Here is a 16196-nt window from a genome sequence, read left to right as displayed (position 1 = left end):
TTTATAAAGAACTTCCACTGTAAATAAAAGAGATGAGCCGATTATAGTAAATGTTAATTTTTTAATCTTGATTTTGAAGCTGATATTCTTGCAAAATGATGGGTGCACTAGTTTAGAGAAATCCAATCGAAATAGCCATGTTTCTCGTTGTATTTGAAGCTCAAATAAAAGAGTAGCGCACGTTAAATAAACAGAAAATGCTGCGTGGTTTTATAAAAACGTAGTAATTTAACTTTGTCTTCTAAAGTAACGACCAATACACATCAATGCCCCAAGTACCCATCGAGATACAGTTAAGTACGTTGCCCAATAATCCGGGGGTGTATCAGTTCTATGACCGCGATGATAAGATCTTATACGTCGGGAAGGCAAAAAACCTCAAAAAAAGGGTGTCTTCCTACTTCATGAAGAAGCATGAATACGGTAAAACCCGGGTCATGGTCAAGAAGATCGAACGCATTCACCATATCGTAGTACCTACCGAATCAGATGCGCTACTTTTAGAGAACAATCTCATTAAAAAGTACCGTCCGAGATATAATGTGCTTTTAAAGGACGATAAATCCTATCCGTGGATATGTGTCAAGAACGAGCGTTTTCCAAGAATATTCCCGACACGTAAATTGATCAAAGACGGTTCTGAATACTACGGTCCGTATACGAGTATGAAGACGGTAAGAACCTTATTGGATTTGATACGAAGTGTCTATCCTTTAAGGACATGTAACTATGACCTATCACAGGAAAAAATAGACTCGGGCAAATACAAGGTCTGCCTAGAGTATCATTTGGGCAATTGCAAAGGGCCTTGTGTGGGCTTACAAAGTGCAGAAGAGTACCATCAACAGATCGCGGATATCCGTGAAATCATCAAGGGCAATTTTAAGTCTTCGATACAATACTTCAAAAAAGAAATGAAGGCCCTAGCAGCTGAAATGAAATTTGAGGAAGCGCAACGCGTTAAGGACAAAATCGATGTCTTGGAGAATTATCAGGTCAAATCTACCATCGTCAACCCCAAGATCAACAATGTAGATGTCTTTTCGATTGTGTCCGACGAAGCCTTTGCCTATGTTAATTTCCTGCAACTATCGCATGGCTCCATCGTTCGTTCGCATACCTTGGAAATCAAAAAGAAGCTGGCCGAAGAAGATAAAGAACTACTGCAACTGGCTATTTTGGAAATACGTAATCGGTTTCAATCGGAATCGAAAGAGCTTTACCTGCCTTTTAAGGTCACGGTCGAACCGCATTTGAAAGTGACCGTGCCGCAATTGGGTGACAAGAAAAAAATCGTCGCCCTTTCCGAACGCAATGCGAAATTCTTCCGACAAGAACGGTTCAAGCAGATCAGCATCATCGACCCTGAACGACATGTGAACCGCCTTATGGCACAGATGAAAAAAGATATTCGTCTTTCTGAAGAGCCCCGTCATATCGAATGCTTTGACAACAGTAATATTCAGGGAAGCAATCCGGTAGCGGCCTGTGTCGTTTTTCGGGATGGGAAACCGTCAAAAAAGGAATACCGACATTACAATATAAAAAGCGTTGAAGGGCCTGATGATTTCGCTTCGATGGAAGAAGTCGTCTATAGAAGATACAAAAGATTGTTGGACGAGAAGCAACCTTTACCACAATTGATTGTCATTGATGGGGGGAAGGGCCAATTATCGTCCGCCCTGAAAAGTTTGGATAGTTTGGGTCTCAGAGGAAAAATAGCGATTATCGGTATTGCCAAGCGGTTAGAGGAAATCTATTTTCCGGAAGACCCGATTCCGCTGTATCTGGATAAAAAGTCCGAGAGTCTGAAAATAATCCAACAGTTACGGAACGAGGCGCATCGTTTTGGAATTACCTTTCACAGAAACAAACGAAGCAAGGCTGCGATAAATTCCGAATTGGAAGAAATCGAAGGCGTCGGTGAAAAAACGGCTCAAGAGTTATTGAAAAGATTCAAGTCCGTAAAACGGATCAAGGCAGCATCTATTGAGGATCTTACGCAAACCGTGGGAATGGCGAGGGCAAGAAAAATATATGAAACATTTCACTAGTAATGCCGTCAAACATATATATGCGAACAGTTGTTTTCTTATGGGTGTTGTGCGCTTTGACCTTTTCATGGGGTCAAGAGGCTAAAAAAGACGATGGTGTACGTGTAGGTCTAGTGCTAAGTGGTGGGGGTGCCAAAGGATTGGCACATATCGGAGCCTTGAAGGTCATCGAAGAGGCAGGGGTCAAAATCGACTATATCGGAGGTACGAGTATGGGTGCCATCATCGGGGCCTTGTATGCCTCTGGTTATTCTGCCACTGAACTCGATTCTATTTTCAAAAAAACGGACCTGAATAACCTGATCCAAGATAACCTGCCCCGAAGCGCCAAAACCTTTTATGAGAAAGAAGATTCGGAACGATACGCACTGACCCTACCTTTCGATAAGTTCAAGATCTCCGTACCTCAAGCCTATTCCGGTGGGCAGAATATCTATAACGAATTGGTCAGGCTTTTGTACCATGTCAAGGATGTCGATGATTTTAACAAACTGCCCATACCTTTTGTATGCATTGCCACCAACGTGGAAACGGGCGAGGAAGTTGTTTTGAACACTGGATATCTACCAGAAGCGGTTATGGCCAGTGGTACCCTGCCTTCGCTTTTTGAACCGGCAACCATTGAGGGTGCCGTTTTAATCGATGGAGGCGTCGTTAATAACTACCCTTTGGACAAAGTATACGAAATGGGTGCGGATGTAGTCATCGGTGTTGATGTGCAACATGGGCTCTCAAACCGTGAAGCCCTATCTTCCGCTACGGAAATACTTTCACAAATCAATAAGTTCAGGTCGGTAGCCGATATGGAGGATAAAGCCAAAAAAACGGATATATACATCAAACCGAACATGGATGCGTATACTGTTCTTGACTTTGATCAGCGCGAGGCCATAATGGAATTGGGTGAAGCTACGGCAAGAACGAAATATGAAGAGTTGGCGGCGCTTTCAAAGTATCAGAAAAATGAAAAAGTCGACAGAAAATCAATCGCACCCAATGATGAGATTGTGGTCAACCGCTTGGTCATATCCGGTAGTAGTGAGAATTATTCCCGGGGATATGTCAAAGGCAAATTGCGATTCGATTTAGGCGATAAGATCACCTTTGGCAAGCTTCAACAAGGAATCAGCAATCTTTCCACGACCAAAAACTTTGAAACCATCCGCTACAGACTCGTATCGAACAGTGTGGGTGAAGACCTTATCCTGCGATTAGAGGAAAGCAAGAACAAGACATTTATTCGATTAGGGGCCCACTATGATGATCTCTATAAAAGTGCCGCCATGATCAACCTGACGAGAAAGAGCTTTTTGACCCAAGATGATGTCACCTCTTTTGATTTCATTCTAGGCGACAACCTTCGATACAATCTGCAGTACTATATCGATAAAGGCTCGTATTGGAGTTTCGGTTTCAATTCGAGGTTCAACGCCTTTGACAAGGAAATAGATTTCGATATCATCAAAAGCAATTTTGAAGTTCCGAATGTCGGAAATGTCAATACCATCAACTTAGGCGTTACCGATTTGACGAATCAAGTCTATCTACAGACCGTATGGCAAGAAGAATTCGCATTTACGACAGGCTTGGAACATAAATACCTGAAATACAGTACGCGAACGTTGGGAGAGTTATTGAATGAAAGCGAGCAATTACCTTCTATAGTCGGAGGCGATGGAAGAACCAATTTTGAGAAGAGCAATTTTTACAGCGCTTTTGGGCAACTCACCCTCGATACCTATGACGATAAGTACTTTCCATCAAGTGGACTATACTTCAACGGTGATTTTCATTTCTACGTACTGTCTTCCGATTACAACAACAATTTCAAGGAGTTTTCGGTCGCAAAGGCTAGAATAGGGGGAGCCTTTACCTTTTTTGACAATCTATCCATTAACTTGGAAACCGAAGGCGGCTTCAAATTAGGCACCTCCAACGTGACCTCCTTTGATTTTGTGCTGGGAGGCTATGGCACGAACTTGATCAATAATTTTGTGCCTTTTATAGGGTATGACTTCCTGTCCTTGCCTGGAAATAGTTATGTAAAGGCCTATGGCAGGGTAGATTTTGAGATTGCCCCCAAAAACCACATCATGTTCTCGGCAAATGTTGCGAATATCGATGATGACCTTTTCAGGACCGGAGAATGGTTTACACCCCCTAATTATTCCGGATATGGCGTCAGCTATGGTTATGAATCTTTTTTGGGCCCTATTCAAGTAATGTATTCGTGGTCGCCACAAATCGATAAGGGAAATCTCTTTTTTAGTATCGGGTATTGGTTCTAGAACGGTGATTCGTTCGACTATGACTTTTTTCCCGATATTTGCATCGGAAGAACCTAGAATATGATGTTGCAATTCAGAATTGATATAATGGCCCATTTAAGGGCGATGTGGTAAGCAAGTTCCATACCGTAGAACAACGCTTAAATCATAACATCAACAATTCAAAAAAGAATCATGGCAGCAGAAATAAAAAACCTCAAAGATTTAAAGAACACCGAATATTCCCTTAAAAAACTTTTTAAGGAAGCGGAAGATTTTCTTCCACTGCTAGGCACCGACTACGTCGAGCTTTATGTGGGCAACGCCAAGCAGTCCGCCCACTTTTATAAAACAGCTTTTGGCTTTCAGTCCGAAGCGTATGCCGGCCTGGAAACCGGTTTGAAAGACAGGGTCTCCTATGTGCTAAGGCAAGATAAAATTCGCTTGGTGTTGACAACACCCCTGCAAAAAGGAGGTGAGCTCAATAGGCATATCAATGAACATGGTGACGGCGTAAAGGTGGTCGCCTTATGGGTAGACGATGCAACCAAAGCATTTGAGGAAACCACAAAAAGAGGAGCCAAACCATATCTGAAGCCCACCACGGAAGAAGATGAACACGGGCAGGTCGTACGTTCCGGAATATACACCTATGGTGAAACAGTACATATGTTCGTTGAGCGAAAGAACTATTCGGGCATCTTTCTACCAGGTTATAGAAAATGGGAATCACATTACAACCCTGAGCCCGTAGGGCTAAAATTTATCGATCATATGGTCGGCAATGTGGGTTGGGACGAAATGAACACCTGGTGCAAGTTCTATGGTGAGGTCATGGGGTTTGCCCAAATAGTGTCGTTCGTAGATGACGATATCGCTACAGAATATACTGCGCTCATGAGCAAGGTAATGAGCAATGGCAACGGTAGGGTCAAATTTCCGATCAACGAGCCTGCAGAGGGCAAAAAGAAATCACAAATAGAAGAGTATCTCGATTTTTATAATGGCCCGGGTGTGCAGCATCTGGCGTTGGCTACCGATGATATCGTGACCACCGTTTCGGCGATGCGTCAAAGGGGAGTTGAATTCTTGTACGTGCCAGAAGAATACTACGATGACCTACTTGATCGCGTAGGTGATATTGATGAGGATGTTGAAGTGCTCAAAAAGCATGGTATTTTGATCGATCGTGATGAAGAAGGGTATCTTTTACAGCTGTTTACGAAGACCATAGTCGATAGACCTACTTTGTTCATAGAAATCATACAACGCAAAGGTGCACAATCTTTCGGAGTGGGCAATTTCAAAGCGCTTTTTGAGGCCATAGAGCGAGAGCAAGAGGCAAGAGGCACCCTTTAAAACAGGCATTTTTCTTAAGAGATTCCTAATTTTATACCGAGGGGCTTAAATATGTGTTAAGGGAATAGTTAAAGTACGTTAAAAGCTATGCGGGCATAATAAGTATGGCGTAAATTTACATCAGTAAGGGGTGGTTCCCTTACAACTTTAAGTATTGGTTTTTCATAATTTAAAGTTTGGTTGGTTATTTAGGAAAAGCCCAGTTTTTAAGCTGGGCTTTTTTTGTATAGACGTGTCATCGCGCCCTAAATGACATAAGGCGCAATTCAAGCTTTTTTTCGACCCTTTTGGCGATCGCACAATACTTTGGAATAAATTTTGTTTAAGTTATTGTAACTAATACTAAGTTTTACTACACATTGTGTAATTTTAGTGCAATTTCGAAAGCTATGAAGAGATTTTTACTACTTACTTTTTTGTCGGTCGGCCTGTTCATTAATGCTCAAGAGAAGTATTCCGGAAGTGATTTGGCAATGAACTCAAGCCGATCTCTTGCTTCCTCAAAAAATAAGAAGGAGAAAAAGGAATCTGCTTTTAAACCAGGAGAATGGCTGAAATTTCGTTTGCATTATGGTTTTCTGAATGCCAGTTATGCAACATTACACGTTAAGACTGCCGAGATTGATGAAGTACCGGTATATCATGTGGTGGGGCATGGAGAAACCACAGGTTTTGCCAGCATATTCTTCAAGGTAGACGATACCTATGAAAGCTATTTTGGAGTAGAAGACGGTAAACCCTATAAGTTCGTTAGAAAAATCAATGAAGGGGGTTATACGAAGGACGTTGAAATCAACTTCGACCATAAAGAAGAAAAAGCCGTCCTTAACGACAAGAAGAATAAAAAGAAAATGGATTTTGAACTGCAAGACAGTATTCAAGATTTACTTTCCGCCTTTTATTACTTGCGAAATAACTACATTCCAGAAAATTTGGTCGAGGGCAAGGCCGTTACATTGAAAATGCTGTATGATGATGACGGTGTCTTTGATTTCAAGTTGAAATACATGGGCCAAGAAGTGCTAAAGACAAAATTTGGAAAGGTCAACTGTTATAAATTCCGACCGCTGGTGCAATCAGGTCGGGTTTTTAAAGAAAAAGAGAGTCTTTCTCTTTGGGTCTCGGCCGATGACAATAGAATTCCAGTTCGCATTAGTGCCGATTTGGCCGTAGGTGCTATCAAAGCCGATTTGGATGCTTATAATGGGCTGAAACACCAGTTCAAGATTATAATGGACTAATGCCTCCATACCGCATCATTTAAAATCTTTATGTAATTTTGATGGCGTCAAAACGAATGTTGCGTATGTGAATTCGCTATGCGCATATTCTCGAACGGCCAGAAAAGTACATGATGAAAGACAAGGAGCGCGTTGATTCGCAAATCTCAAAACTTGAAGAGAAGTATAAAGATTCAGGACAAGATTTAAGTGCGTATCTAGACGGACTTCTCTACCAACGCTACCTTACCTATTGGGATTACATTCACCTTGACACCCTATTAAGTCTTCAGGTACCTCGAACCTATTTCCCCGATGAGGAAATATTTATCATGTACCATCAGATAACCGAATTGTATTTTAAGTTGATTCTGCATGAGCAGAAACAGTTGGTAGATGATAAGTCACAGAATCTCGCTTTCTTTTTGGAAAAGACTAGAAGAATCAATAGTTACTTTCAGGCGCTCATATCTTCTTTCAGTATCATGATCAAGGGCATGGAGCGCGAGCAATTTTTACAATACCGCATGGCGTTACTTCCAGCGAGTGGTTTCCAGTCGGTACAATACCGTATGATAGAACTCTATGCGACACCATTGGAAAATCTGGTGCATCATACGGAACGTGACCAGTTTTCTTCGACCGATAAAATTGAGGATCTCTACGAAAACATCTACTGGAAAAAGGGGGCAACCGATTTGACAACTGGTGAAAAAACACTCACCCTTAAACAATTTGAGTATCGATATACCCCGCGTTTGGTTCGCATTGCCAAACAGTTGAAAAAAGGTACCATCTACGATAAATACCAACGACTTGATGCTACTAAACGAGATAATAAAGAGCTAATTGAAGCGTTAAAGACATTGGACTTAAATGCAAACGTAAACTGGCCTTTGATGCACATGGGCTCTGCCCATAGATATCTGGCGAAAGATAAAGACCAAATAGGCGCCACCGGAGGAACGAATTGGAAACAGTACCTTCCCCCTAGTTTTCAAAAAGTTGTGTTTTTTCCAGAACTATATTCAAAAGAAGAGTTAAATGATTGGGGTAAACAATGGGTAGACCATATCTTTAATCCCAACAAAGTATAAAAGTAGATAATGAAGAGATTCTGGGGCATTCTTTTTCTAGGCATCGCACTATTTTCATGTAAAGATGACCAAAAAGCGGTCGAAAACGAAACCAAGCCAATTATAGCGAAAATCGATGCTATCGAAAAACCCGTAGTGACCAAGTTCGGCTTTAACCTTGACGAATTCACCGTACAAGAAGACACCGTAAGAAATGGGGATAGTTTTGGGGAGCTCATGCTCGATAACAAGGTAGACTATCCTAAAATTGCCAAAATTTCACAGGAATTTAAAGACACGTTCGACGTTCGAAGAATTCGGGTAGGCAAACCGTACACCATTTTAAAGTCAAAAGACACCACCGAAACCGCCCAGATCTTTATCTACGAAAACGATCCTATCAACTATACTGTAGTCGATTTTCGGGATAGTGCCGTAGCCTATAAGAATAAAAGGGAAGTGAAGTATGTAGAGCGCGAGGTATCCGGTGTCATAGAAACCTCCCTCTCCGATGCTATTTTGGAACAAGGGATTGACTATGCCGTAACGCATAACTTGGCCAACGTATATGCTTGGACCATCGATTTCACTATGCTGCAAAAGCAAGATAAGTTCAAGGTGATCTACAAGGAAAAATATATCAATGATAGTATCTATGCTGGTGCGGAGCCCATTGAATCGGCCTATTTTGAGCATAATGGAAAACCAATCTATGCCTTTGCTTATGAAAACGATTCATTGAAAAGCATTGTGGATTACTTTGATGAGGAAGCCAATAACCTCAGAAGAACTTTCCTAAGAATGCCCGTCGAATTCGGTAGATTGTCATCACGATACAACCTGAAAAGAAGAATTCGATATTACGGGAATAGAATTCGACCCCATAAAGGTACGGACTATGCCGCCCCGGTCGGAACACCTATTATGGCCACTGCTGACGGAACCGTCACGGAGTCGACCCGTAGGGGAGGAAATGGAAGATATGTCAAGATCCGTCATAATGCCACCTATTCTACCCAGTACCTGCACATGAAAAAGCAAAAGGTAAAGAAAGGAGAGTTCGTAAGGCAGGGTGACGTTATCGGTTGGATCGGTATGACCGGAAATACAAGCGGCCCACACGTCTGTTATCGCTTTTGGAAGAACAATAGACAAGTAGATCCTCTAAGGGAAGAACTTCCGAAGGCCGAACCACTCGCGGAAACATTACAACCTGAGTACTTCGACTATATCACACCGCTTAAGGACCAACTCGACTGTATGTTGTATCCTGAAAAGCAAATGGTAGAGGAAGACGAAGATCTTATCACCTTGAATCAATAATAATCCTTTGCCATTTCGTTACCCCTTTCTGACGTATTGGGATTATGGTTACTTTTGCACTTTCCTTTGAAGAAAAGGATACGTGAGTAAACGATAACCCCTAAGCGTATACAATGGCGTTACAGAACAACAACCCTACCATTTTAAGTGCTTGGAACGCACTTTCAGATCATTACGATACATCGAAAGAGATACATCTCAAAGACTATTTCGCGTCGCACGAAAATAGAGCGGGTGACTTCACGATAAAATGGAATGAATTTTTGGTCGATTTCTCCAAGAACAAAATTTCTGGGGAAACACTCCGACTTTTGGTGAAATTGGCCAATGAAGTACAACTGAAAGATGCGATTCATAAGTATTTCGGGGGCGAACATATCAATCAAACCGAGGACCGAGCCGTGTTACATACGGCCTTACGAACCAAAGAGGACGATGAGGTCTGGGTAGACGGAAAAAATGTCGTTGAGGAGGTATATGAGGTGAAGCGCAAAATCAAGACCTTCACCGAGTCGATCATCTTGGGAGATAAAAAAGGGTATACCGGAAAGCAATTTACGGATGTGGTAAACATCGGAATCGGAGGTTCTGATCTTGGTCCGGCAATGGTGACCGATGCGTTGAAGTTTTACAAGAACCATCTAAAAGTTCATTTTGTAAGTAATGTTGACGGGGATCATGTACATGAGGTATTGAGAGAACTGAACCCAGAGACGACCCTCTTTGTAGTGGTGTCCAAAACATTTACGACTCAAGAGACCCTTAGCAACGCTACTACGATAAAAAAGTGGTTTCTTAAGAGCGCCACACAAGAAGATATTCCAAAGCATTTTGCTGCAGTTTCTACAAATACGGTGAAAATTGCGGAATTTGGGATTGCCCAAGAAAACGTTTTCCCTATGTGGGATTGGGTGGGCGGTCGCTTCTCTTTATGGAGTGCCGTTGGTCTTTCTATTGCGTTGGCCGTAGGTTTTGAGAATTTCGATGCCCTCTTGACGGGTGCGAATGAGATGGATGAACATTTCAGAACGGCCGACTTTGAAACGAATATTCCGGTTGTTCTGGCCTTGTTAAGTGTGTGGTATAACAACTTCTACGATGCCGAGACCGAAGCGATCATTCCATATTCACAATACTTAAGTCGTTTTTCGGCCTATCTGCAGCAAGGTATTATGGAGAGTAATGGTAAAAGTGTAGATCGAGCGGGTCATCGTGTCAATTATCAAACAGGTACGATCATATGGGGTGAGCCCGGCACGAACTCGCAACATGCGTTCTTTCAATTGATCCATCAGGGTACCAAGTTGATCCCTGCCGATTTTATCGGATTCAAAGAGTCCTTACACGGAGATACCGATCATCACAACAAGCTCATGGCCAACTTTTTTGCCCAGACCGAGGCCTTGATGAACGGCAAGACAGCACAAGAGGTACGCGCAGAACTGGAGGCCAAAGGAGTACCGACCAATGAGTTGGAGGCACTACTCCCTTTTAAGGTCTTTGAAGGCAATAGGCCCACAAACACCATTCTCATCGATAAACTTACCCCACGCAGTTTAGGGGCCTTGATCGCGATGTATGAGCATAAGATATTCGTACAGGGCGTCATTTGGAATATCTTTAGCTACGACCAATGGGGCGTAGAATTAGGGAAACAATTGGCGAATACCATCCTAGCTGATATCAATGGTTCTGAAATCGGTGATCATGACAGTTCTACATTGCAATTGTTAAAATCTTTTAAGGGCTAAAATGCCATTCTGGTAATTTTTAACAACCCTGAATAACTTCGTTGGATTTTTAACCTCAAATGCTAAATAAGTGTTAAATTTGCATGTTGCGAATTTAACTTTGCCTTAAAGCGAAAGGTCAAAAAAAGTGACACATTTGCAGCAAAATTGAGAACTTAAATAAACACTAGAACAAATGAAAAAAATGTACATCGCGATGGTTGTGTCCCTTATGTCCGCCATTGCATTTTCGCAAGGAACTATTACCGGAACCGTTCTTGACGGTGAGCTTAACGAACCCTTGCCCGGTGCGAGTGTGGTTGTTGAGGGAACCAAGACGGGTGCCTCGACTGATTTTGATGGAAATTTCACCTTGGAAGTTTCCGAAGATAGCGGAACACTTGTCTTTTCCTATATCGGTTTTGTGACCAAGAAAGTGTCTTTCACATCGATGGGTTCTATCGGGGAAATTGTTTTACAACCGGATGCCGAAGAATTAGAAGGTGTTGTGGTCATCGGTTCAGGACTTATCGATTTGGCCGAAAAGCGTAATACACCTGTTGCCGTATCCACGATAACCAAAAGTGTGATACAAGAAAAAGCGGTAGGTAATGTTGAGGTACCGGAAATCATTAAAAGTACACCCTCCGCTTTCGTTTCAGGACAAACCGGTTTTGGTGATTCCCAGTTATTTCTGAGGGGATTCGATCAAATCAACATCGCGACCCTATTGAATGGACAGCCTGTGAACGGTATGGAAGATGGTCGTGTATACTGGTCTAACTGGGCAGGAATTGCGGATATCGCAAATGGCGTGCAGGTCCAAAGGGGACTAGGGTCATCTCGCTTAGCCATTTCTTCCGTTGGGGGAACCATCAATTTGGTGATGAAATCCGCTGAGAGGGAAAAAGGTGGTTTTGTGCGTATGATGGGTGCAAACGATAGTTACTTTAAAACGACTGCCTCCTACGATTCGGGAATCAATGATAAAGGCTGGTCATTTTCCGTATTGTTAGACCATTGGCAAGGACATAGAAAATGGGCAGAGGGAACCTTTGGAAGTGGCCAAACCTATTATTTCGCCGCTGGATATAAACCAAATGACACTCACGCGTTTAACGTACTATTGACCGGAGCACCGCAACAGCACGGTCAGCGTTGGTCGCAGAGTGAAGAGATTCTGGAAGCCAACCCAAAATTCAATCAACACTGGGGCTTTACGGAAGATGGAATCGAATCGGAAAGAACCAATTACTACCACAAGCCGGTCTTCAACTTTAACTGGGATTATACTATTTCCGAGAATTCTGAATTGGCAACTGTCGCTTATGCGTCTTGGGGTCGCGGAGGTGGAACCGGACCAAGAGGTTTTGGACGCATTCGAACTGCTGACCCTGATGGTGATGGACCCTTATTTGGTCAGGTAGATTATGCCGCCATACAGGCTCAAAATACGGCTGCCGGTACAGGTGGAAGCCGAGATGACGTCTATATCAGAAGGTCTTCGGTGAATAATCACCAATGGTATGGCCTGGTTTCGAACTTCAATACACAGCTAAATGACAGAATCAATTTTAGCTTTGGTACTGATTTGAGATTCTATACTGGAGATCACTTCAGACAAGTTGCCGATTTGTACGGTTTGACGGGTTGGACGGGTGATAGACCAGATGGTGCAACCGTTACGGAAACATACAATCCAACACCGTGGGCATCATTATTCAATTTTGCGGATGAAGGACAGCGAATAGATTACGATTATTCCGAGAATATCAACTACCAAGGTATTTTCTCTCAAATTGAATATGCGGCGGACCGTTTTACAGTGTACGCCCAAGGAGCTTTGTCCAACCAATCATACCAAAGAACTGGTCGATTTGAGGGCGAAGGGCTCGGTGAATCTGAAAAATTGGCCAAAATCGGATACAACCTAAAAGCCGGCTGGTCTTTCGACATTGCCGAAAATCATAAGATATTCTCCAATGTTGGGTATTATTCACGTCAACCGTTCCTTGATAATATTTTTGTGAACATCAGGGAATCCAATGATATTTTTGATAATCCGGAAGTGGACAACGAAGAAATCACGGGAATCGAAGTTGGTTACAAGTATTTTTCAGGAGGATTCAAAGCCAACTTCAATTTCTATATTACTGATTGGGACAACAGGGTAATCACTGGAACCGATGTAGACGAGAACGGCACGCCCGATGACGATAGTGACGATATTTTCTTGAATATTTTCGATAGGGGAGTACGTCAAATTCACCGTGGTGCCGAATTGGATTTGGAGTATAATATTCAAGGAAAGTTAAGAGTCAACGGATACCTCTCTGCAGGTAGTTGGCAGTTTGATGGCACATCCGATGTGGCCATTTACAACGATGATACAGGTCAGTTGGTTTCTGAAAACCCAGGCACCAATAGAGAAGGTGTTAAAGTGACCAATGCCCCTCAATTTACTGCTGGTCTGAGCTTTCGATACCAAGCACTGGAAGCACTTTCCTTTGATGGAAACCTGAATTATTTCGACCGCTTGTGGTTGAATGACGGAGCAAGCGTGCAGGTAGAGAATGTAGGCTATCTTGATTCATACTCTTTGACCGATTTAGGAGTTACCTATAACTTTGCCTTAGGGGAAAACCAATTGAGCCTACGTGGTAATGTGTTTAACCTTTTCGATGAAGTCCGTATTCAACAATCGGATAGATTTGGACTGTTCAATACCAATGGTATCACCTATAATGTTTCGCTACGATACAACTTCTAGGCGACTAATCATAGAATAAAGAACCCCGACAGCAATGTCGGGGTTTTTTTATGCCTTAAGAATTCGTATTTTACCTCTCTAAAATAAACCAATGGAAATACTACAAAACATTCATTCGTATTTTGCCTATGCTGTTCTGGCGATACTGATACTAGCTGTTTTAAACGCGATTAGCGGCCTTATGGGCAATAAGATGTTTACATTAGAGAAAGACTATCGTATGAGCCTCTTTGCACTGATCCTGTCACATATACAGTTGGTGCTTGGCCTGATTCTATATTTTGTTTCTAGCAATGGCCTTCAAGCCGTTCAAGAATTGGGTATGGGTGGTATGAACTCCGCAGCGCGATTATTGGCTGTAGAGCACCCTTTTATCAATATCATTGCTATTGTCTTGATTACGGTGGGGTGGTCTCGACATAAGAAGTTTATGGAAGGGAAAAAGAAATTCAAAAGTATTGCCATATTCTACGGACTAGGCCTTGTCTTGATTTTGAGCCGAATTCCCTGGGGCCAATGGTTCAATTAAAACTTTCAAAGGCATTCCATCATCGGTAGGAATCTTTTGAGTCAAAAACACTACGATAAAATGAAAAAGTTACTTTTCTTAATAGTACTTGTCTTTTCGATACAACTAACCGCACAAAAATCACTTTTTAATGGTGAAAACCTAGATGGATGGACCATCTATGGTACCGAAAAGTGGTATGTCGATGAGGGCCTTTTAATCTGTGAAAGCGGCCCTGAAGAGCAATATGGCTACTTGGCTACGGATAAGCACTACAAAGATTTCGAACTCACGTTTGAGTTCAAACAAGAAGCCGACGGTAATAGCGGCGTATTTATCCGGTCTACTGTTGAAGGTACAAAAGTCAGTGGCTGGCAAGTAGAGGTAGCCCCCCCAGGTCACGACACAGGAGGCGTTTATGAGTCCTATGGCAGAGGTTGGTTGATCAAACCCGAACCGGAAAAAGACAAAGCCCTGAAAGAGGGGGAATGGAATACCATGAAAATCCGTGTGGACGGGGCGACCATTACGTCTTGGCTCAACGGTACTGAAATGATTACCCTAACCGATGAAAAAATCGGTGCGGGCGAAGGCTCGGTAGCCCTTCAGATTCATGATGGAGGTGGTATTAAAGTGAAGTGGCGCAATCTTATGATTACAGAGCTATAAACTTTTAATTGAATAGTGAGCTGGAATTGAAATCATCTATGATCTTCTGACTAGAAGAAATACGCTCTTTACGATTTCACTTTTCGTATCAAATACAAGTACACCGGAAAGTGATCCGAATACCCGCCAATATAGCTTCCTGCGGCATAGGTGCGCAGCGGATAGCCTTTATACTTTCCAGAAGGGTCTATCAAATATTCAGGGCTGTAAACACCTGCTTTCCAAAAAGAGTACTTTTTCTTATCCTCGGAAATAAAGTTCATAGTGCAGTAGATTTGGTCGAATAGGTTCCATTTGTCTCGATAGGCCAAAGAGCCTACTCCTTTTTTAAAAAGTCGTTCCATGGGATTGAATAAGCCAACAGTCCCAACAGCTGCTTTGGATCCGTCCGAGGTTCTAAGAATCTTTTTAAAGCTATCATTGATAGGGTCATCATTAAAATCACCCATACTGATGATTTTGGCATCTGCGTCAAATGCCGTAATCGAGTCGATAATGCGCTTGTTGAGTTTGGCAGCGGCGATTCGGTTGGGTCTACTTCTTGCTTCCCCACCACTTCTTGAAGGCCAATGATTTACTAAAAAATGTACTTCTTCATTGTCCAAATGGCCCCCGACCACAAGTTGGTCTCGGGTGTAATCACGAAACCCCTCGTCGTTGAAGAGCAATAGGCGATGGCTCTTGAATGAATTGGGAATAAAAGCTGATTTTTTATAGATCAAGGCTACATCTATTCCCCGTTCGTCAGGAGAGTCGTAATGTATCACACTATAGTCGTTATCCCTGAGGTAAGGATGTTGTAACAAGTCTTCGATAACCTGCCTGTTCTCTACCTCACAAAGCCCAACGATATCAGGCGATGTTGTTGAGATGTTCCTGCCGATTTCCGCAAGCACCCTTGCCATATGGGCAATTTTCTTCTCATACCGATTAACGGTCCATTGGTCTTTTCCCGCAGGGGTTCGGTCGTCGTCTAAGGTTAAGGAATCGTTCTCCGTATCAAATAGGTTCTCCAAATTATAGAAAGCCACCGTACGAACTTGATATGTCTTCTGACCTTGGGAAAGTCCGATTTGTACCCCTAGACTTAATACAAAAAAGAGAATGGGCTTTATGTTCAAAACAAGTGTTTCAAAAGGATAGATTCAAAAGTACAAATTATTAATAAGAATTTAATCTAATTTATGTAAGTTAATTACTATATTGCATTTTACTTTTTG

General features: G+C 42.3%; 11 protein-coding genes. 10 read left to right on the top strand and 1 reads right to left on the bottom strand.

The window, feature by feature from the left end; translation table 11 throughout:
- The first annotated feature begins 266 nt into the window (after positions 1-266).
- The 10 genes from uvrC to ACKWCA_RS03810 all read left to right on the top strand — a co-directional run bounded on the left by uvrC (position 267) and on the right by ACKWCA_RS03810 (position 14976).
- The gene (gene uvrC / locus ACKWCA_RS03855) at positions 267-2054 is read left to right on the top strand and encodes an excinuclease ABC subunit UvrC (RefSeq protein WP_413976817.1); all 1788 of its coding nucleotides are present in this window, start codon (positions 267-269) and stop codon (positions 2052-2054) included.
- Positions 2055-2074: 20 nt separating this feature from the next.
- Positions 2075-4342, top strand: coding sequence for a patatin-like phospholipase family protein (locus ACKWCA_RS03850; protein WP_413976816.1), 2268 nt, complete (start codon positions 2075-2077; stop codon positions 4340-4342).
- A 174-nt stretch (positions 4343-4516) separates the two neighbouring features.
- Positions 4517-5680, top strand: coding sequence for a 4-hydroxyphenylpyruvate dioxygenase (hppD, locus tag ACKWCA_RS03845; RefSeq protein WP_413976815.1), 1164 nt, complete (start codon positions 4517-4519; stop codon positions 5678-5680).
- Between the two features lie 389 nt (positions 5681-6069).
- Positions 6070-6921 (top strand): DUF3108 domain-containing protein, encoded by an 852-nt coding sequence (locus ACKWCA_RS03840; protein WP_413976814.1) that lies wholly within the window; start codon positions 6070-6072, stop codon positions 6919-6921.
- A 113-nt stretch (positions 6922-7034) separates the two neighbouring features.
- Positions 7035-7997 carry a tryptophan 2,3-dioxygenase family protein gene (locus tag ACKWCA_RS03835; protein ID WP_413977119.1) on the top strand — a complete coding sequence of 321 codons (963 nt, stop codon included), beginning with the start codon at positions 7035-7037 and terminating at the stop codon, positions 7995-7997.
- Between the two features lie 9 nt (positions 7998-8006).
- Complete coding sequence (locus tag ACKWCA_RS03830) at positions 8007-9299, top strand: M23 family metallopeptidase (protein ID WP_413976813.1); 1293 nt, start codon at positions 8007-8009, stop codon at positions 9297-9299.
- Positions 9300-9412: 113 nt separating this feature from the next.
- Positions 9413-11050, top strand: coding sequence for a glucose-6-phosphate isomerase (gene pgi / locus ACKWCA_RS03825; RefSeq protein ID WP_413976812.1), 1638 nt, complete (start codon positions 9413-9415; stop codon positions 11048-11050).
- A gap of 175 nt (positions 11051-11225) precedes the next feature.
- Positions 11226-13799, top strand: coding sequence for a TonB-dependent receptor (locus ACKWCA_RS03820; protein WP_413976811.1), 2574 nt, complete (start codon positions 11226-11228; stop codon positions 13797-13799).
- Between the two features lie 91 nt (positions 13800-13890).
- On the top strand, positions 13891-14328 hold the full coding sequence (locus ACKWCA_RS03815; protein ID WP_413976810.1) for a hypothetical protein: 438 nt from the start codon (positions 13891-13893) through the stop codon (positions 14326-14328).
- A gap of 60 nt (positions 14329-14388) precedes the next feature.
- On the top strand, positions 14389-14976 hold the full coding sequence (locus ACKWCA_RS03810) for a 3-keto-disaccharide hydrolase (RefSeq protein ID WP_413976809.1): 588 nt from the start codon (positions 14389-14391) through the stop codon (positions 14974-14976).
- 68 nt (positions 14977-15044) lie between these two features.
- On the opposite strand, the gene ACKWCA_RS03805 is transcribed toward ACKWCA_RS03810, so the two are convergent.
- Entirely contained in the window at positions 15045-16097 is a 1053-nt protein-coding gene (locus ACKWCA_RS03805) for an endonuclease/exonuclease/phosphatase family protein (protein ID WP_413976808.1), read from the bottom strand.
- Between the last annotated feature and the right edge of the window lie 99 nt (positions 16098-16196).

The sequence above is a fragment of the Maribacter corallii genome, from assembly GCF_047345415.1.
In the GTDB taxonomy this organism is placed as follows: Bacteria; Bacteroidota; Bacteroidia; order Flavobacteriales; family Flavobacteriaceae; genus Maribacter_C.
This window is presented reverse-complemented; position numbering and strand designations above follow the sequence as displayed.